This window comes from Corallococcus sp. NCSPR001 (genome assembly GCF_017309135.1).
Lineage (GTDB): Bacteria > Myxococcota > Myxococcia > Myxococcales > Myxococcaceae > Corallococcus.
In genome coordinates this window covers 3,445,315-3,470,615 of sequence record NZ_JAFIMS010000002.1, presented here as the reverse complement: position 1 = coordinate 3,470,615, position 25,301 = coordinate 3,445,315, and the positions used below count along the sequence as shown (strand labels likewise).

Genomic DNA, 25,301 nt, shown 5'->3' with positions numbered 1-25,301 from the left:
GCTCACGAAGCAGGTGGGCCTGGGGAATGGGCAATCGAACGCCAGACGCTCACGGGCCAGCGGATCAGGGACGCCCAGGGCTCAATGAAGCGCCTCGCCCACATTGCGAAACGCTCCACGGAGGACGCAGCGAAAGTCCGTGGGTGGAACCTCGGTCCGATGAATGCCTCTTCTGGAGGCGAAGCGCCCCAACCTGTCTGACTGTCGGGCCGGTTTTCCCAGGCCGCGCCCATCTCGTCTCGCCCTGCGAGTTCCCCACCGGTCCCACAGGGGGCAAGCCCTGGGGCGTCTGAAGACAGCAACTGCTTGCTCCCCAGGTCCACACGGGAAGCCTGAGCATCAAGGCCAGGCGCAATCCCAAGCGGCTTGGTGTCCTCGGCGATGGGCGCGAGGCAGCCCGGTTCGTTGATTGGCGCGGGCGTGCCGGAACCATGGTTCGCCCCGCTGTTGGTGCCATCCCCCTCAACGCATGGGCATGCTCCCTGCGCTTCGCCTTGCGTGGTGGTTGACGTAAAGGCGCTGGCGCCGCGGTCCTCGATACAAGAGCGTGCCGCAAGAGCATCCTCCGGGCCACTGGCCGGTGCCGGCGTACCGAGGAGGTCCTCCTGAGTGCAGTGGGGTTCGGGAGTCGCAGGTTCCTGGGGTGCAGGAGCGAAGGCTTCCAGCAAACGCTTGTCGCAAGTTTTCAGTAGCGCCGGCAGCTTGTGCTGAAGCTCCTGCACGTTGCGCTCCGACAGTGCCCCCATCGCGCAGTTGGCCCACTCACGCAGCGCCTCTCCGCCCAGGAGCGGCAGCAGTTGGGCAGCTCCTCCCAGGAAGGCCCGCTGCAGAGACTGAACAAGGAGCACGTGCCCGGGACGTGCCGCCGCTCGCGCTGCCTGCCGCAGCAACTCGAATTCCGCCTGCGCGCAGGCTTCCCCCGACTCCCAGCGCGCCGCGTCCTGAAGCCGGAAGCACGCGCTCCCCAGCCGGTCCAGGTCGAGGTCCGAAGCTTTCTCGCAGCAGTCGACCAGGAGTTCCACCAGCACCTGCCGCTTGAGGCTGAAGTAGCCCTCCAGAAGCCACCGGGCATCCGGGTTGCTCGCGTCATGCAGCGCCAGGCCCAGGTTCTCCAGCGTCAGCGACTCATCCAGCGCCACCGCGCGAGTCCTGCGACCGGGGTGCTGCACCACCAGGCCCCGTGCCGCCAGCCGCCGCAGCGCCTCGCGGATGGTGCCCCGGCTCACTCTATATCGCTGCGCCAGCTTCGCTTCGGGACCGAATTGCCCGCTCGGGTGCAACCGCCCCAGCGCGATGTCGCGCTCGATTTGTGCCTCCACATAAGCCACGAGTCCGCCCCGTCCCATCCCCGTTCCCCCTCCTCGTTTCAGCATCGCCATCCAACCACAGGGGTCTGACATGGACATCCAGGTCCGAAAGTCTCACTGCCACCCGGGAGGTCGCCCTCCGGACCCGGACGGCGAAAACCTGTCCGACAGTCGGACAGGTTTTGAGACAACCGGGCCCGGGCGGGCGCCCCCGTGCGAGAGCTACCTTGGCGTTCGCGCGCCATGTCACGCTCCTGCCGGTCAATCACAAGCTCGGGCCCATGCGGCGGAGTGCGGTCAGACTGTCGGACAGGTTTTGAGACAACCGGGCCCGGGCGGGCGCCCCTGTGAGCCTCCCCGGGCTTTGTGGACACCCGAGAAGAGGTGACCGGAGGATGTCCACGACGATGCCGAGACGAGCACGCAGGAAGCTCACGCCGGAGTTCAAAGCCCGGGCGGTGAAGTTGGCGCTGGAGGAGGGCAAGCCCCGGGCGCAGGTGGCCAAGGACCTGGACTTGACGCGCAGCGCCCTGGAGAGCTGGGTGATGCAGGCGCAGGTGGACGCGGGCCAGGGGACTGGCGGGGCGCTGACGACGAGCGAGAAAGAGGAACTCGCCCAACCGCGCCGGGAGGTGCGCCTGCTGTGAGTGGAGCGTGAAATCCTAGAAAATGCGGCGGCCTTCTTCGCCAACGAGAGCACGTGAAGTTCGCGTTCATCCAGGCGAAGAGGGCCTGCTACCCGGTGGCGCTCTTGTGCCGTGTGCTTCAGGTGTCCCGGGCTGGCTACTACGCCTGGGAGAGACGGGAGTCCTCTGCCCGTCAGAAGGCAAACGCGGCGCTGATGCAGCGAATCCGGCAGGTGCACCATGACAGCCGCCGTCCCTACGGCAGCCCCGCGTGCACACGGAGTTCCAGGCGCAGGGCCAGAAGGTGGGCCGGCACCGGGTGGCCCGGCTGATGCGCGAAGCAGGGCTGCGGGCCCGCGGGCGCCGCAGATTCGTCCGCACCACGGACTCCAGGCATGGCTTGCCCGTGGCACCCAATGTGCTGGCCCGAGCCTTCCACCCGCCCAAGGCAGACCGGGTTTGGGCGGCGGACATCACCGATGGCCCCACGCGCGAAGGATGGCTGTACCTGGCCGTCGTGCTCGACCTCTTCAGCCGACGTGTCATTGACTGGGCGATGGATGGCACCTCGAGCGGCACCTGGTGCTCTCGGCCCTCGACATGGCGCTTGAGGGCCTGACCATCTCACTCGACCTGGCGCGGCTCCTGGGCGGCGATGTCACCGTGCGCAGCAAGCCGGGCGAGGGCAGCACCTTCACCGTCACCCTCCCCTTGCGGCCAGCCCCCCGCGCCCGCGGTTCGCGAGCCGCCCCCGCGCCTCCCCAGTCTCCGTCGCTCCCGTGGCCACGCCCCGCCCCCAGCCCGCGCCTCCCCCCGGCATGGAGGACGACCGCGAGCGGCTCGCCTCGGGCTCGCGCGTGCTGCTGGTGGTGGAAGACGACGCCCGCCTCTCCCCGCATCCACGCCACGGACATCAACCCCACCGGCCTCCAGCGCGCGGAGGCCGGCGTGTACGCGGTGGACCGCAGCGCGTCCTTCACGCAAAGCCCTCACCTGTCCGGCGTGCGCTCGTCGCTGTCCGACGCCTACACCGCCGCGGATGGCGGCGAGGTGTCCGACCGGGCACTCAAGGGGCACATCGTCTTCTCGGACCACAGCCTGGCCACCGACAGCGTCTTCGCGGAGGTGCAGCTCCTGTCGTGCCGCAATGTGCTCAGCTACTTCAACCGCGAACTGCAGGAGCGCGCGCTGGGACTGTTCGCGAGTCGCTGCGCTTCTCCTCGCACGAGGCCTCGTTCACCCCCTCGTCCCCGAGGACCGGCTCTACCAGAAGCGTTAGGGAGGACCCGCCGCCATGCCCACTCCACGCCCCGCTCCGCCCGCTGGCCGCGTCGACGCCATCGTCATCGGTGCGTCCGCGGGTGGGGTGGATGCCCTGCCCCACCTGCAGCCCGCGCTGCCCACGAACTTCCGGCCCGCGGTCCTCGTCGTCCTGCACCTGCCGCGCGGTCTCCCCAGCCTGCCGCCGGAGATGTTCGCCACCCGGTGCACGCTGCCGGTGCACGCTGCCAGGGACAAGCAGCCCATCCAGCTGGGGAAGCTCTACTTCGCGCCCCCCAACCACCACCTGCTCGTGGACCTGGACGCGAAGGGGCCGCTGCTCGCGCTGTCCACGGACGCCCCCGTCCACTTCTCCCGCCCCGCCATCGACGTGCTCTTCGAGTCCGCCGCGGCCGTCTATGGCGCGCGCCTGGGCGGCGTCATCCTTTCGGGCGCCAACGCGGATGGGGCGCTGGGGCTCCAGGCGGTGAAACGGCGGGGCGGCGTCACCCTGGTGCAGGCGCCCGAAACCGCTCGCTCGCCCACCATGCTCCAGGCGGCGCTCGCGGCCGGGCCGGTGGATTTCGTGCTGCCTCTTGAACAGATGCCCGCCGTCTTCCGGGCATGGGGAGATGACGGTGCTATCTGACCTGTCCGTCCTCAGCAAGGAGCCCCTGCCCGTGGCCTCCCGGGTGAAGTGCCTGCTCGTCGATGACCTGGAGGAGAACCTCCTGGCGATCTCCGCCGTGCTGCGGCGTGACGACGTGGAGGTGCACTGCGCCCGCTCCGGCGCGGAGGCGCTGGAGCTGCTGCTGCTGCACGAGTTCGCGCTCGCGCTCGTGGACGTGCAGATGCCGGAGATGGACGGCTTCGAGCTGGCGGAGCTGATGCGCGGCTCCGAGCGCACCCGCGAAGTGCCCATCCTCTTCGTCACCGCGGGCGGGGGCGACCCCTGGCGCACCTTCAAGGGCTACGAGGCCGGCGCGGTGGACTTCCTCTTCAAGCCGCTGGAGGCCCACGCGCTGCGCGGCAAGGCGGAGGTCTTCTTCCAGATGCACCGCCAGAAGCAGCAGCTGGCTCAGCAGTTGGACACGCTCGCGGAGACCCTGCGCCTCAACGAGATGTTCACCGCGGTGCTGGGCCACGACCTGAGAAACCCCCTCTCCGCCATCCTCACCGCGGCGGACCTGCTCCAGCGCCGCTCGGACGACGAGGCCGTGAAGAAGACGGCCACGCGGATGATGGCCGCCGGCAAGCGCATGGGCCGGATGATTGAAGACGTGCTCGACCTGGCGCGCGCGCGGCTGGCCGGCGGGATTCCGCTACGCCGGGGGGAGACGGACTTCGGGCAGCTGGTGCAGCGCATGGTGCAGGAGCACCAGACGGCGTGGCCGCGCCACCGCATCGAGGTGCGGCAGGACGGCGACCTCGTGGGGGACTGGGACGCGGACCGGCTGGCGCAGGTGGCCTCCAACCTCATCGGCAACGCGCTCCAGCACGGCGACGCCGCGGAGCCGGTGCGCATCCTCGTGGACGGCACGCGCGACGACGCGCTGCACTTCACCATCACCAACGTGGGCGTCATCCCCGCCCACCTCCTGCCCTTCCTCTTCGACCCGTTCCGCGGCGGCCAGCAGCGCCGGGGCCGCGGCGAGGGCCTGGGCCTGGGGCTCTACATCGTCCAGCAGATCATCCACGCGCATCAGGGCGGCGTGGAGGTGCTCTCCGGCACCGGGCCCTACACGGAGTTCCGCGTGGCGCTGCCGCGCAAGGGCGTGGAGATCATCAAGCCGTAGCGCCGTTGTCCGCGGGCACGCTGCCCGGCCCGTCCGACGCGTCCAGCGGCGGCAGCGTGTGCAGCCCCCAGCGCTGTCCCGCCTGCCAGGCGGCGACGCCGGAGACGCCCCAGCCGGCGCGCTGGGCCTCGCGGCCCTCGAACTCCAGCCAGAAGACGGCGGTGTCCGGCCGGGCCGCCTGGTCCAGGCACGCCACGCGCGACAGCGCGCGCCCGTGCGAATCCAGCGTCACGGCGAAGGGCTTGTGCGAGTGGCCACAGAGCACCCACCTGGGGTGCACCGTGTCCACCAGCTTGCGCGTCACCGGGTTGCCAATCCACGGCGAGGGCAGCGGGCGCGCGGGGGCCAGCCGCTCGTCGCGGGCCTTCTGCACGATGCCCCGGGGCCACTCGTGCACGAGCAGCAGGTCCACGTCCCGCAGCGCGGCCACCTGCTCCACCTCCGGCGTGCGGAAGTAGCCCGCCTGCTTCGCCGTATCCAGCGAGGTGGGCCGCTTCAGCGGCTGGTCGATGAAGCGCGGCGCGTGGATGCCGGACAGGTACGCCACGCGCAGGGGACCCAGGGTGCGCAGGCCCGCGCGGCCCAGGTAGTGGACGTCCGGGGCCAGCTCGCCGCCCTCTGGCAGGTCGTGCAGGGCTTCGAAGTCCTCGTTGTTGCCGCCAATGAAGTACAGCGGCCGCTTCATGCGGCGGATGCCGTCCGCGTACCCGGCGAACTCGGCGGGCATGGAGCGCTTGGCGGCCTTACGCCGGTGGTCGTCCGCGTGGCGGAAGGCCTCCACGTCCCCCACCGCCAGCACCAGGTCCACCTTGCGGCCGCGCGCCTGCTCCAGCGCATCCAGCCACGCCTCCACCCGGTGGAAGCGTCCATGGATGTCACCCAGCGCGGCGACGAGGAGGGAGTCCTGCGGCATGTCCTTCACTCAAGGCCTCCCGCCCCGCCCTGTCGAGTCATCCGCCCCCGTCACTTTCCAGTGACGGACGAATGGCCGCCCGGGCTACGGGCAGCCCAGCGGATAGGTGACCTCCACCACGGCGCCCGGGGGCGGGGCGCGCAGCCGGTCGAAGATGACCGCGTTGGCCCGCGCGTCATAGGACCAGCCGTCCGTCACGGGCAGCCCGTCCACCCGGACGGCGATGGCGCCGGGGTCCTCGGGCAGCTCCGACAGGGGGAAGGCGCGGTTGGGCCCGAAGGCGCTCTCCGACAGCTTCTCCAGCGACGCGGCCCAGTTGGGCGTGCAGATGCTGTCCACCACGCCGTTGAGCTTCCGGGCCAGCTCCATGTACCGGCTGCCGGAGCTGCTGGAGGTGGTGCAGGTCGTCAGGTCCTCCGGGCCCACCACGGCGTTGAAGCTCACCTTGGACGGGTCGTTCCCCTTCAGGGCCAGGAGGTAGGTTTCGTAGAAGGACACCGGCTGGGAGCTGAAGTCCTCCTCGTCGGACAGGACGATGACGGCCAGCTTCGCCTCCTCGCGCAGGAAGCCGCCGTTGCCGTCGCTGGCCTGGGGCGTGCGCGGGTCGTCCAAATCGTAGAGCAGCGGATCCGACAGCGCGCGGTACGTCGCGTCCAGGCCCTGCTCGTTCCAGTGGCACACGCCCACGTGGGTGTTGGTGGCGAAGACGCCGGCCGCGTTGGGCGTCTCCGGCGTGATGATGCGCGGGCTGGAGCCGTCCACGGGGAACAGGCGCCCGTTCTCACCGCCCTGCGCGCCGCCGGGGCACTCGGACCAGCCGCCCGGGGACGGGTCCAGGCCGGTGGTGGTGACACCGATGCGGTAGTCCACCTGCGCGGCGGTGGCCGCGGACAGGAAGGCCGCGAAGTTCTCCCCCAGGCTCTGCTGCTCCTCCATCATGGAGCCCGAGTTGTCCACGACGAAGAGCACGTCCACGCGCGCCTCCGACTGCTGGACGAAGCGGTCCGTCTGGTCCGTCTTCGCCAGGCCCCGCCCCACGAGCCCCGCGTTGTAGACGGCGCCGTCCTTCAGCGTGAAGCGCACCGTCGCCGCGTCCTCGCCCTCCGCCCCGGGCGCGTACTTCGCGGTGAGCTTCACCCGCCCGCCCGCGGGGATGGTGGCCGGCAGCGCGCCGGACACGGCGAACTCCTGGCCCGGCTGCTCCAGCTTCATGCCCGTCACCATCACGTCCCCCGGGCAGTCGTTGTAGGCCATGAACTCGCGGGTGCGCGGGCCGCACGTCAGCCGGCTGATGCCGAAGTCCACCGTCGTGGGCTGCACGGAGAAGCACCCCTGCACGCCCCGGCCCACCAGGTTCACCAGCGGGTGGCCGCGCGTGGGGTGGCTCACCCAGCCCTCGGCGAGCCCCTGGAACTCCCCTTCCTCGGACGGGCGGAAGCGCACGAGCAGCGTGGCCTTCCTGCCGGGCTCCAGCACGCTGTTGGCCACCGTCGTCGCGCGGAAGGCCGGGTCCGACCCCGACGCGAGCTGGAGCCCCGCCAGGAAGCACGCCTGCGTGCCGGTGTTGCGCAGCGTCACCCCCAGCGCCACCTCCGAGCCCACCGGCACCTGGCCGAAGTCCAGCACCGAGGGCAGCGCGTACTCGCACGGCGCGAAGGATTTGCCCTCGCCCGCCAGCGTCACGCCGTCCGTGGCGCTGGAGGTGCGCTGCGTGGAGGTGACGGCCAATTGCCCGCTGCTCGCGCTGCCCACGCCCGCGCGAGGGCTGAAGGTGATGCCCACCTTGAGCGAGCCCCCCGGCGCCACCGGCTGGCTGGAGGGCGGCTGCGCGAGCGTGAAGTAGCCGCCCGCCTGCGTGGTGAGGTGGAGATTCGTGACGGTGGTCTCCTCGCGGCAGTGGTTGTTCACGGTGACGTCGCGCGTGGCGGTCATGCCGAAGGCCACCGGCCCGAAGTCCAGGTGCGCGGGCGTGACCTCCACGCACGACGCGCCGGCCTCGCCCGTCAGCGTCACCTTGGGACCGGGTGAGGTCGTCTTCGGCTTGCGCACGGCCACCTCCACGCGGCCGTCACGCACCCGGCCCGCCACCGTGGGCGAGAAGGCCACGCGCAGCTCCACCACCCCGCCCGGCGACAGCACGTCGTTGGGGAGCGCGGGCGCGCTCACCACCTTGAACACGCCGGACGGGTCCTCCAGGAGCGACGCGCCCTTGTAGCTGAGCGGCTCGGAGCCCAGGTTGCGCACGGTGATGCGCTCCTCGGCGGTGGCGCCCACCGCCACCCGGCCGAAGTCCACGCGCAGCGGCGTCACCTCCAGCGCGCCCGCGACGCCCATCCCCGTCAGCCGCACCCGCGCGGGCTCGCAGCCGTCGCACACGGCGACGTGCAGCTCCGCCTCCGCGTTGCCCAGCCGCACGGGGCTGAAGGCCACCGGCACCTTGCGCGTCTCGTGCGGCGCCAGCGAGGACGGCAGCCCCGCTCCCGCGGAGAACTGATCCTTGTCCGCGCCCTCCACCGACAGCACCAGCGGGCTCTCCACGTCGGAGGGGTTGCGCACCGTCACCTCGCGCATCTCCACCAGCCCCAGGTTCACGTTGCCGAAGTCGAGCGCCGACTCCGGCACCTCCACCAGCGCCTTCACGCCGCGCCCGCTGACGGGCACCTGCGTCGCCGCGCCGCCGGACGCGTCCGTGAACAGCTCCAGCTGCCCCTGCACCGCGCCCTCCACGTCGGGCGCGAAGCGCACCTCAATCTCGTGCTCCGCGCCGGCCGTCAGCGTGAAGGGCTCGAACGCGGGGACGCTCACGTTGGGCAGCGACGAGCGCGCCCCCTCCACGCGGTACGACGCGCGCCCCTGGTTCGCCAGCCGCAGCGTCATCTTCTTGGTGCGCCCCACGGCGGCCGGGCCGAACTCCAGGAGCTCCGGCCTCGCCGCGAAGCCCGTGCGTGCCTGCTGCGAAGTGGGTCGCTCACACGCCGCCGCCGCCGCCACCACCACCGACAACACCAGCCATCGGAGTCCACGCATACAGAGTCCCCCATTTCCTACGCACGGCACCGGTGTCCCCCCACACAGCATTGCGCGTGGATCCGGTCGTCGTGGAAAGGTGCAACCCTGGTGCCTGGACGTCCCAACGAGGCGCCGTCACGCCGCCAACACGGCAAACGGGCGCCCACGCTGGGGAACGGCATTTAACGGGTAAAGCAGGAGATTCCACGTTTCGTGGAAGCGACTGCAAAAGCTTCACAAACGGTAGATGCCACACCGACCCCTGACCCTCGGGGGCCGTGCGACTTCCAGAGGGGGAACGTGGCGGGCGCAGGACGTCCGGGTGCCCGTCTGGCTGTGGGGATGCGGGCGGCGGTTTCGGGTGTTTCCGCTGAACCTCTTCGGTTCTACGCCTTTGCGTGCACCGGAACACCCTTTCAGTGATAAAGCGCGCCCCCATGTCCGAGCCCGACGTCATTTCCATCCGTGGTGCCAGGGAGCACAACCTCAAGACCGTCTCCCTGGACATCCCGAAGAAGAAGCTCGTGGTGTTCACCGGCGTGTCGGGCTCCGGCAAGAGCTCGCTCGCGTTCGACACGCTCTACGCGGAGGGCCAGCGCCGCTACGTGGAGAGCCTGTCCTCCTATGCGCGCCAGTTCCTGGGGCAGATGGAGAAGCCCCGCTACGACACGCTGCGGGGCCTGTCGCCCACCATCTCCATCGAGCAGAAGGCGGCCAGCAACAACCCGCGCTCCACGGTGGGCACCGTCACGGAGGTGCACGACTACCTGCGCGTGCTCTACGCCTCCATCGGCGTGCAGCACTGCCCCAACTGCGGCCGCAAGGTGGGCAAGCAGAGCGCGCAGCAGATTGTGGATGAGATCATGAAGCTGCCCGCGGGCACCAAGCTCCAGGTGCTGGCGCCCATCGTCACGAACCGCAAGGGCGAGCACAAGGACCTGCTCGCGGAGGCGCAGAAGCGCGGCTTCTCCCGCGCGCGCGTGGACGGCAAGGTGCGCGAGTTGGAGGAGCGCATCGAGCTGGACAAGAAGTCCAAGCACGACATCGCGCTCATCATCGACCGCCTGGTGTTGAAGCCGGACCTGCGCACGCGCCTGACGGACTCCGTGGAGACCGCGCTGCGCGAGGGCAAGGGCACCCTCATCATCACGGATGAGAAGGGGACGCTCGCGTCCGACCGCGTGATGAGCGAACTGAACGCGTGCCCCGCGTGCGGCCTGTCCTTTGGCGACCTGACGCCCGCGTCGTTCTCCTTCAACAACCCGCTGGGCATGTGCACGGACTGCAACGGCCTGGGCACGCGCCCGGAGATGGACGCGGACCTGCTGGTGCCGGACCAGACGCGCAGCATCCGCGACGGCGCGATTGAACCATGGGCCAGCGGCATGAACCGCGGCGAGGGCTGGACGGCGGACTTCGTGGAGAGCCTGGCGTCCGCGTTCAAGATCGACCTGGACGTCCCGTACGCGAAGCTGACCAAGCGGGAGAAGGACGTCCTGATGAACGGCGCGAAGGGCAAGTCCTTCACCGTGCAGTGGGGCGACAACGGCCAGTACGACATGGAGTGGGAGGGCCTGCTCGCCCGCACCATGCGCAACTTCAAGACGACGACGTCGGAGGCGCGCAAGGCGGAGCTGCAGAAGTACTTCAGCGACAAGCCCTGCCCGTCCTGCAAGGGCGAGCGCCTGCGTCCGGAGAGCCGCGCGGTGAAGGTGCACTCGCGCACGCTGGTGGACCTGAGCCGGATGACCATCACGGAGGCGCGGACGTTCCTCACGCAGATGGGCCTCTCCGCGCAGGAGGAGAAGATCGCCCAGGAGCTGCTCAAGGAGATCCGCAGCCGCCTGTCCTTCCTGGTGGACGTGGGCCTGGGCTACCTCACCCTGGACCGCACCGCGTCCACGCTGTCCGGCGGTGAGAGCCAGCGCATCCGGCTGGCGTCACAGATGGGCAGTGAATTGACAGGCGTCATCTACATCCTGGATGAGCCCTCCATCGGCCTGCACCAGCGGGACAACGGCAAGCTGCTCACCACGCTCAAGCGCCTGAGGGACCTGGGCAACTCCGTCATCGTCGTGGAGCACGACGAGGAGACGATGGAGGAGGCGGACTACCTGGTGGACTTCGGCCCCGGCGCGGGCGAGCTGGGCGGGCAGGTGGTGTCCCAGGGCACGCCCAAGCAGGTGATGGCGGACACCCAGAGCCTCACCGGCGCGTACCTGTCCGGCCGCCAGGAGATTGAAATCCCGGAGACGCGCCGCCCGGTGAACCCCAAGCATCAGATCTCCATCGTGGGCGCGACGGAGAACAACCTGAAGAACGTGGACGCGGACCTCCCGCTGGGCATCTTCACGGCGGTGACGGGCGTGTCCGGCGCGGGCAAGTCCACGCTGATCAACGAAATCCTCTACCCGGCCCTGGCGCGCGCCCTCTACGACAGCCGCGAGCCCATGGGGAAGCACAAGGCCATCAAGGGCCTGGAGCACCTGGACAAGGTCATCGACATCGACCAGCGGCCCATTGGCCGCACGCCGCGCAGCAACCCGGCCACGTACACCAAGGTGTTCGACGCCATCCGTGAGGTGTTCGCGATGACGCCGGAGGCGCGCACGTTCGGCTACGGCCCGGGCCGCTTCAGCTTCAACATCAAGGGCGGCCGCTGCGAGGCGTGCGAGGGCGACGGCGTGAAGCTGGTGGAGATGCACTTCCTGGCGGACGTGTACGTCCCCTGCGAGGTCTGCAACGGCAAGCGCTTCAACGAGGCCACGCTGCGCGTGCGCTACAAGGGCAAGAACATCGCGGAGACGCTGGATTTGAGCGTGCGCGAAGCGGTGGACCACTTCGGCGCGCACAAGGACATCATGCGCGTGCTCACCACGCTCACCGACGTGGGCCTGGGCTACCTGCGGCTGGGCCAGCCCTCCCCCACCCTGTCCGGCGGCGAGGCGCAGCGCATCAAGCTCGCCCGCGAGCTGGCCCGGGTGGCCACCGGCCGCACGCTCTACATCCTGGATGAGCCCACCACGGGCCTGCATTTCGAGGACATCCGCAAGCTGCTCTCCGTGCTCAACCGGCTGGTGGAGGCGGGCAACAGCGTGCTCGTCATCGAGCACAACCTGGACGTCATCAAGAGCGCGGACTGGCTCATCGACCTGGGGCCGGAGGGCGGCTCGGGCGGCGGCAACATCCTGGCGGTGGGGACGCCGGAGGACGTGGCGAAGGTGGAGGCCAGCCACACCGGGCGTTACCTCAAGCACGTGCTGGGCAAGGCGCGCCGGGCCCGCATTGGCAAGCGCGTGGACGCGGCCTGAGGGGCCCCGGTAGGGTGGGGGCATGGCCGAGACCTCGACCGCCCCCACCTCCCAGCGCTTCCCGCCCCAGATTCCCTACATCATCGGGAACGAGGCCTGTGAGCGCTTCAGCTTCTACGGGATGCGGAACATCCTCGTGGTGTTCTTCATCGACTACCTGCTGCGCACGCAGATGCCGGAGTCAGGGGCGCGGGAGGCGCACGCGAAGTACCTGATGCACCTGTTCATGGCGGGGGTGTACTTCTTCCCGCTCATCGGCGGGTACCTGGCGGACCGCTTCTTCGGGAAGTTCCACACCATCTTCGTGCTGAGCCTCGTGTACTGCGCGGGGCACGCGTGCCTGGCGCTCTTCGAGGGCAACGCCACGGGCTTCTACACGGGCCTGACGCTCATCGCGATTGGCTCCGGCGGCATCAAGCCGTGCGTGTCCGCGATGGTGGGCGACCAGTTCACGGAGGGCAACAAGCACCTGGTGAAGAAGGTCTTCGCCATCTTCTACTGGACCATCAACTTCGGTTCGTTCTTCGCGTCGCTGTTCATCCCGCTCCTGATGAAGAAGTACGGGCCGGCGGTGGCCTTTGGCGTGCCGGGCCTCCTGATGTTCCTGGCCACGGTCATCTTCTGGGCGGGCCGCAAGCACTACGTGCTGGTGCCGCCCACGGGCCCCAACCCGCACTCGTTCTTCAAGGTGCTGGGCAGCGCGTTCCGGGGCAAGGACGTGGCGGGCGGCACCTGGCTGGACAAGGCGAAGGCGGAGCACCCGGCGGAGGCGGTGGAGGGCGTGAAGGCGGTGTTCCGCGTGTCCGCGCTGATGCTGCCGTTCGTGCCCTTCTTCTGGATGCTGTTCGATCAGAAGGCGTCCACCTGGGTGGTGCAGGCGCGGTCCATGGACCCCAACGTGGGCGGCATCGTGTTCCAGCCCAGCCAGATGCAGTTCATCAACCCCATGCTGGTGATGCTGCTCATCCCCTTCCTGACCGCGGTCGTCTATCCGGCCTTCCAGCGCATGGGCTGGGAGCTGACGCCGCTGCGCCGCATGCCGCTGGGCCTGGTGATTGGCGCCGCGTCGTTCGTCATCGCGGGCTTCTTCCAGGTGGCCATGGAGGGCGGGCAGACGCTGAACATCGCGTGGCAGCTTCTGCCGTACATCGTGCTGACGGTGGCGGAGATCCTCGTGTCCACCACGGGCCTGGAGTTCGCGTACACGCAGGCGCCCCGGGAGATGAAGGGCACCATCCAGAGCGTGTGGCTGGTGACGAACACGCTGGCGAACGTGGCGGTGGCCATCGCCGCGGCGCTCAACGTCTTCACGGGCGCCGCGCAGTTCTTCTTCTACGCGGCCCTGGCCGCCGTGGCCGCCGTGGGCATGGCGCTCGTCGCCCGCCGCTACGTGGTGCGCGACTACTACCAGTCGGACGCGCAGGCTCCCATGGACGGCCGCAACCCGGGCGTCGCGCCGAAGCCGGCTTAAGGCCCCAGCTGAATCGTCGGATCCGCCGAGGGCGACGTGCGCGGTCCCTGGCGGGGCAGCTCCACCGTGAAGGTGGCCCCCTGCCCCGCCTCGCTCTCGACCCGCACCGTTCCGCCCAGCCGCTCCACCAGCTGGTTCACGATGTGGAGGCCCAATCCCAGCCCGCCGTAGTGGCGCGACGACACCGCGCGCTCGAAGGCCCGGAAGATGCGCGCGTGCCGCTCCGCCGGGATGCCGATGCCCTGGTCCCGGACCTCCAGGCGGGCCATCACGGCGTCCCCCTCCACCCGGACCTCGATGGGCCTCCCCTCGCCGTACTTGATGGCGTTCGAAAGCAGGTTGGTGACGATCTGATCCAACCGCGACCGGTCCCACAGGCCCGGCATCGCCACGTCGGCGTGGACCTGGAGCCGGGTTCCGGACGTGGCCAGCTCCGGGACGAAGCGCGCCGCGACGTCCCGGACCAGCGCGGCCAGGTCCACCTCCTCGAACTCCAGCTCGAGCTTCCCCGCATGGATGCGGGAGACGTCCAGCAGGGTGTTGACGAGCTTCGCCATCCGCTTCGCCTGCCGCTCGATGACCTCCAGGGAGTGCTTCACCGCATCCACCCGCGCGGTCCCGAGCGCGCCGGTCCGGGCCAGGCGCATCAGCCCCTGCACCGACAACTGGAGGGACGTGACCGGGGTCTTCAGCTCATGCGAGGCAATGGAGAGGAACTCGTCCCGAAGGCCAATCGCCAGCTGGGCCTGCTGATAGAGGCGCGCGTTGTCCAGGGCCATCGCCGCGCGGCGGGCCAGCTCCTGCGCGAGCGCGAAGTCCGCCGGGACGTACTGGCCACCGCCCTCCATGCGGGCGAGCGTGAGCGCGCCGAGCGCGTGCTCCCGCGCGAGCAGCGGCACTGAAATCCAGGACTGGAACTCGACGACCTCGGACAGGCCCTGCCCGTCCCGCACGCAGCCCAGGGACATGGAGGCGCACCCCTCCGGGCAGAACTCCGGTTCGCCCACGCGGAGCACCCTCCCCGGGCCATGTTCGGCATCCAGGTCGGGCAGGGCGCAGTACATCCGCACGGGCACGGTGGCGCGCAGCGCCTCCGAGCGGGCCTCGGTGACGCGCTGGAAGGAATGCCCCCCGTCCAGCAGGTCCACCGCGCACCAGTCGGCGAACCGCTCGACGGTCAGCGCGGCCACGCTGCGCAGCGCGTCCTCGGGGGCGAGCGAGCCGGTGAGCAGCCCGGACGCCTCCGCCAGGAGCGCGGACCGCCCCTCCTGCTCCTCCGCGCGGGCGCGCGCCTGCTGCTCCCGCTGGAAGATCTGATCGCGCTCCTGCTCGGCCCGGCGGTGCTCGGTGATGTCGATGCCGGTGCCGATGACGTACTCGATGGCGTCCGACTCGCCGCGCAGGACGTTGCTGGACCAGGCGATGAGCCGGCGCTCACCCTCGCGGGTCACCCAGTGGGTCTCGTACTGCTCGAACCCCAGCCCGGCCGCGAGCACGGCGAAGTTCTGCTCCACCCGCGCCGCTTCGTCCGGCGGCAGGAGCCGCGTCCAGAAGTGCGCGCCGCGCAGCTCCTCGAAGGAGTAGCCCGTCACCTCCTGGCACGCCCGGTTGAAGCGGATGATCCGCCCCTGGGGGTCCAGGACGATGACCAGGGCGCGCGCCGTGTCCAGGACCGCCGAGCTGAAGTCCCGCTCATGCTGGAGCGCGCGCTCGCTCTCCAGCGTCCTCGCGAAGAGCTGCCGGTGGACGAGCGCGGTGCGGAGCACGGCGCCGAGCCGCTCCACCATGCCCCGGTATTGCCGCGGCAGGTGCGGCTCGCGGTCGAAGTACAGCAGCAGCAGGCTGGAGGGGGCCCCCGCGTCGTCGATGGGCACCGACCACCGCACGAGCCCCGGCGAGTCCAGCTCCGGATAGGGCAGGTCGACCCAGAGGGGCGCTGGCAGCCCCGGGCGCGGGGGCAGCCCTGGAATCGGCAGCTGGCGGGAGGCCGAGGACAGTCCGCTCGCGCCCAGGAGCCCCACCTGTCCCCGCGCGTCCGGCTGGAGCCAGAGGGCGACCGCGCACCCCAGCCGCTCCGCGACGCGCTCCAGGAAGTCGTCCGCGGGCTTGTAGGGGTTGAGCAGGTCGAGCGCCGCGACGGTGAGCTCCTGGAGCACGCTCAAGAGCGCGAGCCGCTCCTCGGTGAGCTTGTGGTCCCCGCCCGCGCCATGGTCCGCCATGCGCCACCTCACTCCCTCATGCAGGCAGGGCGACCACCACCGCGGTCTTGTTGTGGAACTGGGGGACCCCGCCGCCCATGGCCCCCACCTCGCCCAGGGTCAGACAGCCCACGACCGGGACGCCCGCGCCGAGCGCGTCCTGGAACCGTGAAAGCTCTTCCCGGACGCCCTCCCCCAGGACGAGGTAGCGGGAGACGCAATCGAACACCACCGCGCCGCCCAACGTGCCAGGGGTCGCTTCGCGGGCCAGGGTGGCGGCGCCGCCAGCGGCGTCGAGCAGGTCCGTGCGCTTGCCCTCCATCACGCGCACCAGGGAGCCGTCCGGGACCTCGGCGATGAAGCGGACGGAGCCGTCGGGTTCGACGGCCAGGGGGTCGCGGATCACGAACTCGCCATTGGCCTGGGGAATCCCCAGCGGGTGCGTCATCGCGAAGCGGGGGAAGCTGCGCGTGTCCAGGGCGTCCCCCCGGCTCTCGGCCGTGTGCCGGTAGACTTCAAAGGCGCGCTCGTAGTCGAGCTCCACGGCGGTCGAGCCCCGGGCCTTGGTCACCTGCGAGGGCGGACCATACGGAGACCAGCCGTGCTGGATGCCCACGCCGAGCGGCGCCAGCGCATCAAAGGCAATCACCACCACCTGGTCCTGCCAGGCGTGCCCCTGGGTGAACTGGGCCGTCTTCACGAACCGGACGTTGTTGCCCGCGCCGCCCCCGGCCCAACGGATGCCCGCGCCCGCCTCCTGCTGGGCCCCGCGAACCACCTCCGTCGAGTTGCCGCTCAGCGCGTCCGGAAGGACGAACAGCGTGCGCCGGAAGCCGGGCGGCTTGGGAGGCAGCTTGCCCACGGCCTCGGCCACCGCCGCGCGTCCGGCCGCCCTGGGGCTCACGCTGACCGGACCGCCCATGCCCACGCCGACGCGGAAGTCGTCGCCGTGGAAGAGCGCGATGACCAGGCCCTGGAGCAGCAGCTCCGTTCCCGCGAAGACGCCCGCCGCGCAGCACCCCGCCCAGGGGATGTCCCCCAGCTGCTCGCCGACCGCGGACGCCAACGCCGCCGAGTCGTACTGATCCGTGCACAGCACGAGCGCGAACGAGGGGGCGTCCACGCCTCGCAGCGCCTCCTGGGCCGCCTCCCGCGCGGCGGCGGTGCCATCCTCCGAGCGGCTCTTTCCAATGTGGATCCGCATGGGCTCTAGAGAATCGATACCCACGCGGGAGCGGGCGTGCAGGGCCCGCCCGGCTCCATGAAAAACGCCGGAGCACCCTGGGGGCGCTCCGGCGTTCGTGCTTCAGCAAGACTGCTCTACCGGGTCCAGGTTGCCGGCTCAGGTGGCCGGGTGGACGGTGCCTTCCTGGTGCGTGGGCGTGGGCGCGGGCGTCACTTCGTCCGTGCCGTGCATCATCCGCTTCAGCATGGGGGCGAGGAACAGCAGGATGACGCCCGCCAGGCCCGCGCCGATGACGATGGTGAGGAACACGCTGAACTCGCCCATCTTCTCCGAGTAGCCGCCCAGCACGCCGGACAGCTTGTTGGCCACCGCGTTCGCCAGGAACCACACGCCCATCATCGCGGAGACGACGCGCTGGGGCGCCACCTTGCTCACCATGGACAGGCCCACCGGCGACAGGCACAGCTCGCCCATGGTGTGGAAGAGGTACGCCATGATGACCCACCACGCCGCCGCCTTGCCGTCCGCCGCGCTCTCCTTGGAGGCGCCCAGCATGAAGGCGAAGCCGACGGACAGGAAGATGAGCCCCAGGGACATCTTCACCGGGATGCTCAGGTCCTTGCCCTTCGCCGCCAGCGAGCTCCACACCGCCGCGAAGAGGGGCGCCAGCGTCACGATGAAGACGGAGTTGAAGTTCTGGAACCAGGTGGTGGGCACCTCCCAGCCGAACATGGTCCGGTCCACCTTCTGGTCCGTGTAGAGGTTCATCAGGCCGCCGGCCTGCTCGAAGCCCGTCCAGAACGCGACCACGAACAGCGCGATGATGAAGATGACGATGATGCGGTCCCACTCCTGGCGGCTGAAGGCGTGGTGCTTGCCGTCCGGCGTCGTCGTCTGCGCCACGGTGGGGCGCGGCGCGGGCGCCAGGCCCACGCTGCCCAGGAACTTGTGCCCCAGCGCCATGAAGATGATCAGGCCCAGCGTCATGCCCACGCCGGCCGAGCCGAAGCCCCAGTGCCAGCCCACGCGCTCACCCAGCGTGCCGCAGATGAAGTTGCCCAGCACCGCGCCCAGGTTGATGCCCATGTAGAAGATGGTGAAGGCGCCGTCGCGGCGGCCGTCACCCGCGGGGTACAGCCCGCCCACCATGGTGGAGATGTTGGGCTTGAAGAAGCCGTTGCCGATGATGAGGAAGCCCAGGCCCGCGTAGAAGATGGAGATGCCTGGGAGCGCTAGCAGCAGGTGGCCTATCACCATCAACGCGCCGCCCAGCACCACCGCCTTCCTCTGGCCGATGAAGCGGTCCGCGATGTAGCCGCCCAGAATCGGCGTCAGGTACACGAGGCCCGTGTACGTGCCATAGAGGCCCAGCGCATCCGCCGTGGACCAGCCAAAGCCGCCCCGCACCTTGTCGGTGAGGAAGAGCACCAACAGGCCGCGCATGCCGTAATAGGACATGCGCTCCCACATCTCGGTGGCGAACAACAAATACAGGCCCGGGGGATGCCCCTTGCGGGCCTCGCCCGCGGCGACGGTGCTTTGCATGCCGTGAGTTCCTCGAACGGATGTCTGTGAGGGGGGTACGAAAAGTCGCGCGACTGTAACAGGAGTCCCGCCCTCGGCGAGGACAGAGGACACCCCGCGTCCATGGGAATTCCCGCTCCCTGCGCGAGCAGCCCTCCGTCCCCCCGCCCTCCGTGGCCGGGCGCGTCAGCCGAGCCGCCGAGGCCACCGGCCGCGACTCGCACCCGTGGTGGGGGTCTGGGCCAGGGGCTCCGCGTGCGCGGGGCGCAGGGGCAGCCGGACCTCCACGCGCGTGCCCTTGCCCATCTGGCTGGTGATGTGGATGCGGCCGCCGTGCTGCAGGATGATCCTGCGGCTGAGCGCCAGGCCCAGGCCCGTGCCTTCACCCGCGGCCCGGGTGGAGAAGAAGGGCTGGAAGAGCCGCTCCAGGTCCTCCGGGCGGATGCCCACGCCGGTGTCCTGGATGGTGACGAGCGCCTCGTCGCCCTGCTGGGCCGTCTCCACCACCACGCGGCCGGCGTCGCCCACCGCGCGCAGGGCGTTGTCCAGCAGGTTGAGCCACACCTGGTTGAGGGTGCCCGGATCGCCCCAGATGGGCTCCGCGCACTGGTAGGCGCGCTCCACCACGACGTCCGGGGGGACGCGCCAGCCCAGCACGTTGAGCGTGGAGTCGAGCGCCGTGTCCAGCCGCACCGCCACCGGCTTCTCCGCCGTGCGCACGAAGGACAGGAGCGACTCCGCCAGGTGGCGGATGCGCTGGCCGCACTCCTCCATCACCTCCAGCATCGCCGGGCCCAGGTCGGGGTCCCCGCCCGTCTGCTTGCCCAGCACGACCTCCTTCAAGGGGATGAGCGCGTTCATCAGCCCGTTGAGGGGGTTTCGCACTTCATGCGCGAAGCCGGAGGTGAGCAGGCCGATGGCCGCCAGCCGCTCGTTCTCCGCCGCGCGCACAGCCGCCTCGCGCAGGCGCAGCTGCGTCTCCACGCGCGCCAGCAGCTCGCGCGGGCTGAAGGGCTTGCCCAGGTAGTCATTGGCGCCCGCGCCCAGGGCCTCCACCTTGGCGGAGACCTCCTGGCGCGCGGTGAGCAGGATGACGGGCATGTCCACCGTCTGCGCATGGGAGCGCAGCTGCACCAGGAGGTTCAAGCCGGACTGCACCGGCATCATCACGTCGGACACCACCAGGTCCGGCCGCTCCTCCAGCGCGCGGCGCACGCCCTCCTCCCCGTTGGTGGCCTCCAGCACCCGGTAGCTGGGCGCGAGGATGTCCGCGATGAAGGCGCGGATCTCCGCGTCGTCCTCCACCACCAGGATGCGCGGGGCCTTGGAGTCCGCGCGCGTGTGGTCCTGCGGCTCCGTGGGGCGCTGCGCCCCGGCGACGGTGGCGGCCAGCACGGTGGCGAAGCGGCCGGAGCTGCGGCGCTCGCGGCGCGTGGGCAGGTCCGTGGCGCGGCGCTCGCGCAGGTCCTCGCGCAGGTGCTGGGTGCCCTTGGGCAGCCGCACGCGGAAGCTGGAGCCCTGCCCCGGCGTACTCGACACCTCGATGGCGCCCGCGTGCAGGGCCAGCGTCTCCTTCACCAGCGCCAGTCCGATGCCGCTGCCCCCGAAGCGCCGCGTGCCCGTCGTGTCCGCCTGGGCGAAGCGGTCGAAGATGACGGCCAGGTCCGCGGGCGCCATGCCCTGCCCGGTGTCCACCACCTCCACGTGCACGTCCGTGTCGTCCTCGCGCAGCCGCACCGCGATGGTGCCGCCGGCCGGGGTGAACTTGAGCGCGTTGGAGACCAGGTTGTGGAACACGCCTTCAATCCGCTCCGCGTCCGCGTGCACCGGCGACACCGGCCCGCCCTCCAGCGTGAGGGTGAGCCCCTGCTTCTCCGCCACGGTGCGGAAGGGCAAGAGCTGCGAGGACAGGAACGCGTGCAGCTCCAGCGGCTGGTAGCGCAGCCGCACCTTGCCCGCCTCCAATTGCGCCAGGTTGAGCAGGTTGTCGATGAGCCTCAAGAGCCGCTGCGTGCTGCGGTCCAGCGTCACCAGGTGCTGCCGCACCACCGTGGGCAGCGACTCCGGCTCCTTCTGGAGCGCGTCCAGCGACAGCAGGATGAGCGTGAGCGGCGTGCGCAGCTCATGGCTCACGTTGTCGAAGAACTCCGTCTTCAGCCGGTCCTGCTCCCGCTGCTTGACGAGCGCGGCCTCCAGCTTCTCGTTGGCCTCGGACAACTCCCGCGTGCGCGCGACGACGCGGTCCTCCAGCGCCACGTTGCTGCCGAAGACCTCGTCGTAGCGCTGCTGCAACTCCCGCAGGGAGCCCATGTTCGCCTGGGCCTGCGCCGCGAGCAGCTCGTCCTTGCGCTTGATTTCGCGCCAGCGGTCCAGCCATCCGCCCAGCGCGAAGCCGCCCATGCCCAGCGACGCCACGGAGAAGAGCGCGTCCCCCCAGCCCAGGTGCGTGGCCAACAGCCCGCTCACCATGCCCAGGAGCAGGCCCAGGTAGTGGCCCCAGAGCGTGGGCGGGTCCGTCCAGGTGAGGTGGTAGCGGCACGCGTGGCCGCCCAGCACCTGGCACTCCGTCTCCCGCACCTCCGCGGGCGCCAGGCCCCAGATGGTGGGGAAGGACGCGAACTGGCCCATGCGCAGCTCGCAGATGTTGCGGTTCTGCTCCGGGATGCTGCTGCGGTAGGACAGCTTGAGCCGCTTGTGCTCCAGCAGGTCCACCGCGAACGCCCCCACCCGGTTGTAGCTGGGGGAGAAGTCGATGGTCTGCTTGTAGCAGGCCTTGGGCGAGCCGAAGGCGCGCAGCATGTAGAAGACGAAGCCCAGCGCCTGCGGCGACGCGGTGAAGAGGCCCGCCTCGCGCATGAAGCGCGAGTCGCCGGAGTCCTCGCGCAGCGCCGCCGCCACGCGCTCCAGGAAGCGCAGCGAGACGTAGTTGGTGGGCTGGCGCATGTAGTCCAGCCCCAGGCTGAACCCATGTTCGCGCCACACCCGGGAGAGCCGCTCCGCGCCAAAGCGGTGCTCGAAGTAGAGCAGCAGCGTGGACGTGGCGCGGACGCTGACCTCGGGGGCGTTGTCCGCGGACACGTCCTGCACCTTCACCGCCGGCAGGCGTTGGGTCACGGCTTCGTTCCTTCGGTGACCAGTGTCACCGCGTACTTCAGTCCCTCCGGGTCCTCGAGCATGGCCAGGAAGTCAGCGCAGTGCGCCTGGTAGGCCTCGGGCCCGCCCAGCACGGCCGCGCCCACCGGCGCCAATGCCTCGAAGCGCGTCTTCCAGTCGCGCACGAGCCGCGCCTCCGCGGCACCCGGGGAGAGATAGAAGGGCATCAGGTGGACCCGCACGTCCGTGAGCCCCGCGCGGCGGAACTCAGAATACAGCTTGCGGCCCACGTACAGGTCGAACCCGCGCGCCGCCAGGGCGTCCACGATGCGCTGGGTGCCCACGCGCAGGTGCTCCGGGAAGGGCCAGTTCTGGAAGCCCAGCCCGTCGATGTCGGACACCACCACCCGCCCCCCGGGCCGCGTCACGCGGATGAGCTCCGCGAGCGCGACGTCCCGGTCCGGCAGGTACTCGAAGACGTACTGGCTCCACGCATAATCGAACGCGTCCGGGGGCAGGCCCGTGGTGCGCACGTCCGCCTGGAGGAACGTCAGGTTCGGGTGGTGGCCGTTGCGCGCGCGCGCCTCCGCGATGCGGCCCTCGTGCAGCTCCACGCCGGTGACGTGGCCGCCCTCCCCCACCCGCTCCGCCATCAGTTCGGCGATGCCGCCGGGGCCGCAGCCGGCGTCCAGCGCGCGGTCCCCCGGCTTGAGGCCCGTGCGGACGAGCATGTCGCGCGTGTCCTGGGACTGCTCCTGCTCCAGCAGGCGGCGGGACTCGCCGGCGGATTCCATGAGGTACATCAGCGCGCCTCCTGCTTCTGGACGAACGCCGCGGCCTGGACGGCGGCCCGGTGTCTCGGGCGCCGCATGGGCATCTGCCGCTCGAAGAGCGAGCGCCAGGCCTCGCACCAGCGGCGCACCATGGAGCGGTGGAAGGTCCACTCGGAGAAGAGGCCCTGGTCCGCGAAGCCCCAGGCGGCCAGCACCGGCACGTCCAGCGGGTCCACCATGCCCAGCGCGGAAGCCCGGCCCCGCTCACGCGCGTGCGCCATGCAGCGCAGTGCCAGCGCCGACACCGCGTCCTTCGCGCGAGGGTGCGCGCGGTCCGCCACCACCAGGTTGAAGCCGTTGGTGACCTCAATGAGGCTCAGGCCCGGCGTGGCCTCGTCCTGGAGCGCCAGCGCGAGCGGGCCGGCGTCCCCGTCCACCACGAACATCCGCCGCTCCCGGTGCAGGCCCGCGGCCCGGAAGCGCGCGCCCAACGTGGACTCCGGGCCGGGGTCCGCGCCCAGGTCCTCGCTGAGCAGGCGCACCATCTCCCCCCGGCGGCGCAGGTAGGACTCCAGCCACTGGCGGTCCGCCGGGCCCGCCTCGCGCACGGCCGGCAGCGCCTCCGCGTCCACGGTGGGCATCTGGGACAGGTCCGCGCGCAGGTAGTGGAACTGGCGCAGGTGGCACAGCCCCTGCCCCTCCAGCACGCGCGCCAGCCACGTGCCCAGCCGGTGCGGCCACCGGTTGTCGGTGCGCCACATGTAGCGGATGAACTCCACGTCCTCCATGGCCTCGCCCACCTCCACCGCGAGCGAGGTGAGCTCGCTGGAGATCTGCTCGCTGCGCCGGAAGCCGGGCATCACGGCCAGGTGCTGCACCAGCCACGTGCCGGAGTACATGCGCAGGCCGTTGACGTGCCCCAACAGCCGGTGCTCATCCGTGAAGACGAGCGAGCGCCCCAGCTCGCGCGAGCGGCCCAGCCGCTCGTGCGTCGCCTCCAGCACGGGCAGGACGCGGGACTCCTCGCCGAAGGGGTGGTCCGGGTGGAAGGTGTAGTGGGCGTCCTGCATCATCCGCCAGACGTCCGGGAAGCGGAACACCGCGCCGTCGCGGACCTGGGGGGCCCTGGCGTCCACGAACGCGTCCACGATGGCGTCGCGCACCGCGCGCGGCATGTCCAGGATGCGCACGCCGCAGCGGTAGGGCCGCAGGCGCTGATCCTGCCGGGACTCGAAGGGGACGACGTCCACCGAACGCACCTCCACGCGGCACGCCACCTCCGAGCCGTCCGGCAGCATCAGCGTGGTGTCCAGGCGCGAGCCCACCGGCAGCACCTCGCACGACGCGTCGATGGGGAAGGAGAGCCCGCGCACGCCCAGGTCCAGCACCGCGCGGGTGATGCGCTGGCCGCTGAACGGCGAGGTGAAGTGCACGAGGAAGCGGTGCTGCGCGCTGGGGCGGAAGCGCGGCTGCCCGCGCCGGTTCTCCACCGCGAGTGAGCGGGGCATCCCCAGCGTCACGCCGTCCGGCCCCACGTGGAGCATGCTGGTGACGCCGCGGTAGCGCTGGCCGCCCATCTCGAAGGAGAGGTGGACCACCTCCCCCACGCTCGCGGGCAGCGCGGAGGACACCTGCCCGCGCAGGTGGCCCCGTTCATCGGAGGGCTCCACCGTGGCGGACTCCAGCTGGAAGTGCGCCGTCTGGCTGTCCGCCGGATGCAGCCACACGGGCAACTCGCGCCTCAGCGCCTTGCGCAGCGCGGCCTGCACCGCCACCGCGTCCCGCAGCGTGCGCGGCGGGGCGGAGGTGGACGCGTCCTGCGCGAGCCGCCAGGAGATGCCCACGCGCAGGAACGCGTGCGTCCCCTGCTGGACGGGGGAGGCGTGGCGCACGTAGGCGCGGGCCACGTGCAGCACGGGCCGTCCGTCGCGCAGCATGGTCAGCGAGTCCAGCGGCGTGCCCGGCAGGAAGGCCGCCAGCGACGCGTCCATGGGGACCTGGAGCGCGGCGCCGAAGTGGCCCAGGTCCTGGCACTCCGCGCTGAAGGCCTGGCCGTGAAGAAGGAAGTCCACGCGCATCCCGGCATCCAGGGACACGCGCGTGGAGGCGCGCAGTTGGAGGATGTCGCGCAGGCGCGTCTTCAGCTCGCCCTCGGTCAGCGCGTCATCCACCGTGCTGAAGACGTGCCCCTCCGCGGCCGTCTCCACCAGTTCCTCCAGCCCGTGTTGATCCGACCGCGCGCAGACGAACACGCAGACGGCCTCTGGCGCCGCGCGGTCCACGTGCCGCAGGAAGCGGCGCGCGTTGTCCGCGGGCGCGATGATCAACGTGGGTGCGGTCGCCTCCATGCGCCGCGTGGCTTCCAGCTGTGAACCCACCACCGAGACCCGGTGCGCGTTCAACGCGGACTTCAGCGCGTTTCGACGCATCTCGTTGGGGTGGACGATGAGGACTTCGTGAGTAGTCGGCACGCTCATGGATTTCCCCCGACGCGCAAGAGCCACACCGGCGCTCGTGCATGGCGCCATTCCCGTCGACGCGGGGCTCGCACGCGCCCCGTCCCGCCATCCGCATGTCTTGAGTGTCCGAGCCAGGTGCTCTCTCTTGTTCCCCAGCGGGCCCGCGCTGAAACGCCTTCCCGGTGAGCCGCCGGCGAACAACCACTGCGTACTTTACCTGCTCCTATGGATTAGGTGATGTACGCGGGGGTGAGAGGACTTTTCGGAATAGGTTAAAGACGCGCGGTCGCCCGGGACCCCTTGGTGGGTAGGGACGCACGCACGGGGCCTCATGAGCGCGCTGGCCCCACGCCGCGAACGCCGTTACAGAATGCG

At 70.6% G+C, this 25,301-nt stretch carries 15 protein-coding genes and 1 pseudogene; 7 read left to right on the top strand and 9 right to left on the bottom strand.

Translation table 11 applies throughout. The features are described from left to right. Nucleotides 1-2: 2 nt before the first annotated feature. On the bottom strand, nt 3-1,379 hold the full coding sequence (locus JYJ93_RS16070) for a GntR family transcriptional regulator (protein ID WP_330166745.1): 1,377 nt from the start codon (nt 1,377-1,379) through the stop codon (nt 3-5). 335 nt (nt 1,380-1,714) lie between these two features. Here JYJ93_RS16070 and JYJ93_RS16065 point away from each other — a divergent pair, with 335 nt between their 5' ends. The 5 genes and pseudogenes from JYJ93_RS16065 to JYJ93_RS16045 all read left to right on the top strand — a co-directional run bounded on the left by JYJ93_RS16065 (nt 1,715) and on the right by JYJ93_RS16045 (nt 4,989). Beyond that, nucleotides 1,715-1,954: a transposase gene (locus JYJ93_RS16065; RefSeq protein WP_206792269.1), complete on the top strand. Its 240-nt coding sequence runs from the start codon at nt 1,715-1,717 to the stop codon at nt 1,952-1,954. A gap of 250 nt (nt 1,955-2,204) precedes the next feature. Then, nucleotides 2,205-2,552, top strand: coding sequence for a DDE-type integrase/transposase/recombinase (locus tag JYJ93_RS16060; protein WP_206792267.1), 348 nt, complete (start codon nt 2,205-2,207; stop codon nt 2,550-2,552). After that, nucleotides 2,534-3,082 (top strand): annotated as a pseudogene (locus JYJ93_RS40065) (hypothetical protein); the annotation flags it as partial. The gene JYJ93_RS16060 and the pseudogene JYJ93_RS40065, both read left to right, overlap by 19 nt. Before the next feature lie 145 nt (nt 3,083-3,227). Next, the gene (locus tag JYJ93_RS16050) at nt 3,228-3,842 is read left to right on the top strand and encodes a chemotaxis protein CheB (RefSeq protein WP_206792266.1); all 615 of its coding nucleotides are present in this window, start codon (nt 3,228-3,230) and stop codon (nt 3,840-3,842) included. Then, nucleotides 3,826-4,989: a hybrid sensor histidine kinase/response regulator gene (locus tag JYJ93_RS16045; protein WP_242543826.1), complete on the top strand. Its 1,164-nt coding sequence runs from the start codon at nt 3,826-3,828 to the stop codon at nt 4,987-4,989. Before JYJ93_RS16050 ends, JYJ93_RS16045 begins: the two co-directional genes overlap by 17 nt. Here the strand turns inward: JYJ93_RS16045 and JYJ93_RS16040 are convergent. Further along, complete coding sequence (locus JYJ93_RS16040; RefSeq protein WP_206792264.1) at nt 4,979-5,902, bottom strand: metallophosphoesterase; 924 nt, start codon at nt 5,900-5,902, stop codon at nt 4,979-4,981. The genes JYJ93_RS16045 and JYJ93_RS16040 overlap by 11 nt on opposite strands. Nucleotides 5,903-5,986: 84 nt before the next feature. After that, the gene (locus tag JYJ93_RS16035) at nt 5,987-8,929 is read right to left on the bottom strand and encodes a choice-of-anchor D domain-containing protein (RefSeq protein WP_206792262.1); all 2,943 of its coding nucleotides are present in this window, start codon (nt 8,927-8,929) and stop codon (nt 5,987-5,989) included. A 419-nt stretch (nt 8,930-9,348) separates the two neighbouring features. On the opposite strand from JYJ93_RS16035, the gene uvrA reads away from it, so the two are divergent. Both uvrA and JYJ93_RS16025 read left to right on the top strand, forming a co-directional pair. Continuing rightward, nucleotides 9,349-12,222 carry an excinuclease ABC subunit UvrA gene (gene uvrA / locus JYJ93_RS16030; RefSeq protein ID WP_206792260.1) on the top strand — a complete coding sequence of 958 codons (2,874 nt, stop codon included), beginning with the start codon at nt 9,349-9,351 and terminating at the stop codon, nt 12,220-12,222. 22 nt (nt 12,223-12,244) lie between these two features. Continuing rightward, a complete protein-coding gene (locus tag JYJ93_RS16025; protein ID WP_206792258.1) occupies nt 12,245-13,693 on the top strand; it encodes an MFS transporter in 1,449 nt (482 codons plus the stop codon). Here JYJ93_RS16025 and JYJ93_RS16020 read toward each other — a convergent pair. The 6 genes from JYJ93_RS16020 to JYJ93_RS15995 form a co-directional block, all read right to left on the bottom strand. Further along, a complete protein-coding gene (locus JYJ93_RS16020; protein ID WP_206792256.1) occupies nt 13,690-15,912 on the bottom strand; it encodes a GAF domain-containing sensor histidine kinase in 2,223 nt (740 codons plus the stop codon). The genes JYJ93_RS16025 and JYJ93_RS16020 overlap by 4 nt on opposite strands. Nucleotides 15,913-15,928: 16 nt before the next feature. Next, a complete protein-coding gene (locus JYJ93_RS16015; RefSeq protein ID WP_206792254.1) occupies nt 15,929-17,095 on the bottom strand; it encodes an FIST N-terminal domain-containing protein in 1,167 nt (388 codons plus the stop codon). Between the two features lie 138 nt (nt 17,096-17,233). Further along, nucleotides 17,234-18,622, bottom strand: a complete 1,389-nt coding sequence (locus JYJ93_RS16010; RefSeq protein ID WP_206792252.1) for a peptide MFS transporter — start codon at nt 18,620-18,622, stop codon at nt 17,234-17,236. A 165-nt stretch (nt 18,623-18,787) separates the two neighbouring features. Next, nucleotides 18,788-21,715, bottom strand: coding sequence for an ATP-binding protein (locus JYJ93_RS16005; RefSeq protein WP_206792250.1), 2,928 nt, complete (start codon nt 21,713-21,715; stop codon nt 18,788-18,790). Continuing rightward, nucleotides 21,712-22,497, bottom strand: coding sequence for a methyltransferase domain-containing protein (locus tag JYJ93_RS16000; protein WP_206792248.1), 786 nt, complete (start codon nt 22,495-22,497; stop codon nt 21,712-21,714). Before JYJ93_RS16000 ends, JYJ93_RS16005 begins: the two co-directional genes overlap by 4 nt. Continuing rightward, the gene (locus JYJ93_RS15995) at nt 22,497-24,944 is read right to left on the bottom strand and encodes a PilZ domain-containing protein (protein WP_206792246.1); all 2,448 of its coding nucleotides are present in this window, start codon (nt 24,942-24,944) and stop codon (nt 22,497-22,499) included. The genes JYJ93_RS16000 and JYJ93_RS15995 overlap by 1 nt, the downstream gene beginning before the upstream one ends. Nucleotides 24,945-25,301 lie beyond the last annotated feature (357 nt).

Bases quoted from the DNA above. Each gene is read 5' to 3' on its own strand.
- JYJ93_RS16070 (WP_330166745.1), bottom strand. From the start codon at position 1,379: ATGGCGATGCTGAAACGAGGAGGGGGAACGGGGATGGGACGGGGCGGA.
- JYJ93_RS16065 (WP_206792269.1), top strand. From the start codon at position 1,715: ATGCCGAGACGAGCACGCAGGAAGCTCACGCCGGAGTTCAAAGCCCGG.
- JYJ93_RS16050 (WP_206792266.1), top strand. From the start codon at position 3,228: ATGCCCACTCCACGCCCCGCTCCGCCCGCTGGCCGCGTCGACGCCATC.
- JYJ93_RS16045 (WP_242543826.1), top strand. From the start codon at position 3,826: ATGACGGTGCTATCTGACCTGTCCGTCCTCAGCAAGGAGCCCCTGCCC.
- JYJ93_RS16040 (WP_206792264.1), bottom strand. From the start codon at position 5,902: ATGCCGCAGGACTCCCTCCTCGTCGCCGCGCTGGGTGACATCCATGGA.
- JYJ93_RS16035 (WP_206792262.1), bottom strand. From the start codon at position 8,929: ATGCGTGGACTCCGATGGCTGGTGTTGTCGGTGGTGGTGGCGGCGGCG.
- uvrA (WP_206792260.1), top strand. From the start codon at position 9,349: ATGTCCGAGCCCGACGTCATTTCCATCCGTGGTGCCAGGGAGCACAAC.
- JYJ93_RS16025 (WP_206792258.1), top strand. From the start codon at position 12,245: ATGGCCGAGACCTCGACCGCCCCCACCTCCCAGCGCTTCCCGCCCCAG.
- JYJ93_RS16020 (WP_206792256.1), bottom strand. From the start codon at position 15,912: ATGGCGGACCATGGCGCGGGCGGGGACCACAAGCTCACCGAGGAGCGG.
- JYJ93_RS16015 (WP_206792254.1), bottom strand. From the start codon at position 17,095: ATGCGGATCCACATTGGAAAGAGCCGCTCGGAGGATGGCACCGCCGCC.
- JYJ93_RS16010 (WP_206792252.1), bottom strand. From the start codon at position 18,622: ATGCAAAGCACCGTCGCCGCGGGCGAGGCCCGCAAGGGGCATCCCCCG.
- JYJ93_RS16000 (WP_206792248.1), bottom strand. From the start codon at position 22,497: ATGTACCTCATGGAATCCGCCGGCGAGTCCCGCCGCCTGCTGGAGCAG.
- JYJ93_RS15995 (WP_206792246.1), bottom strand. From the start codon at position 24,944: ATGAGCGTGCCGACTACTCACGAAGTCCTCATCGTCCACCCCAACGAG.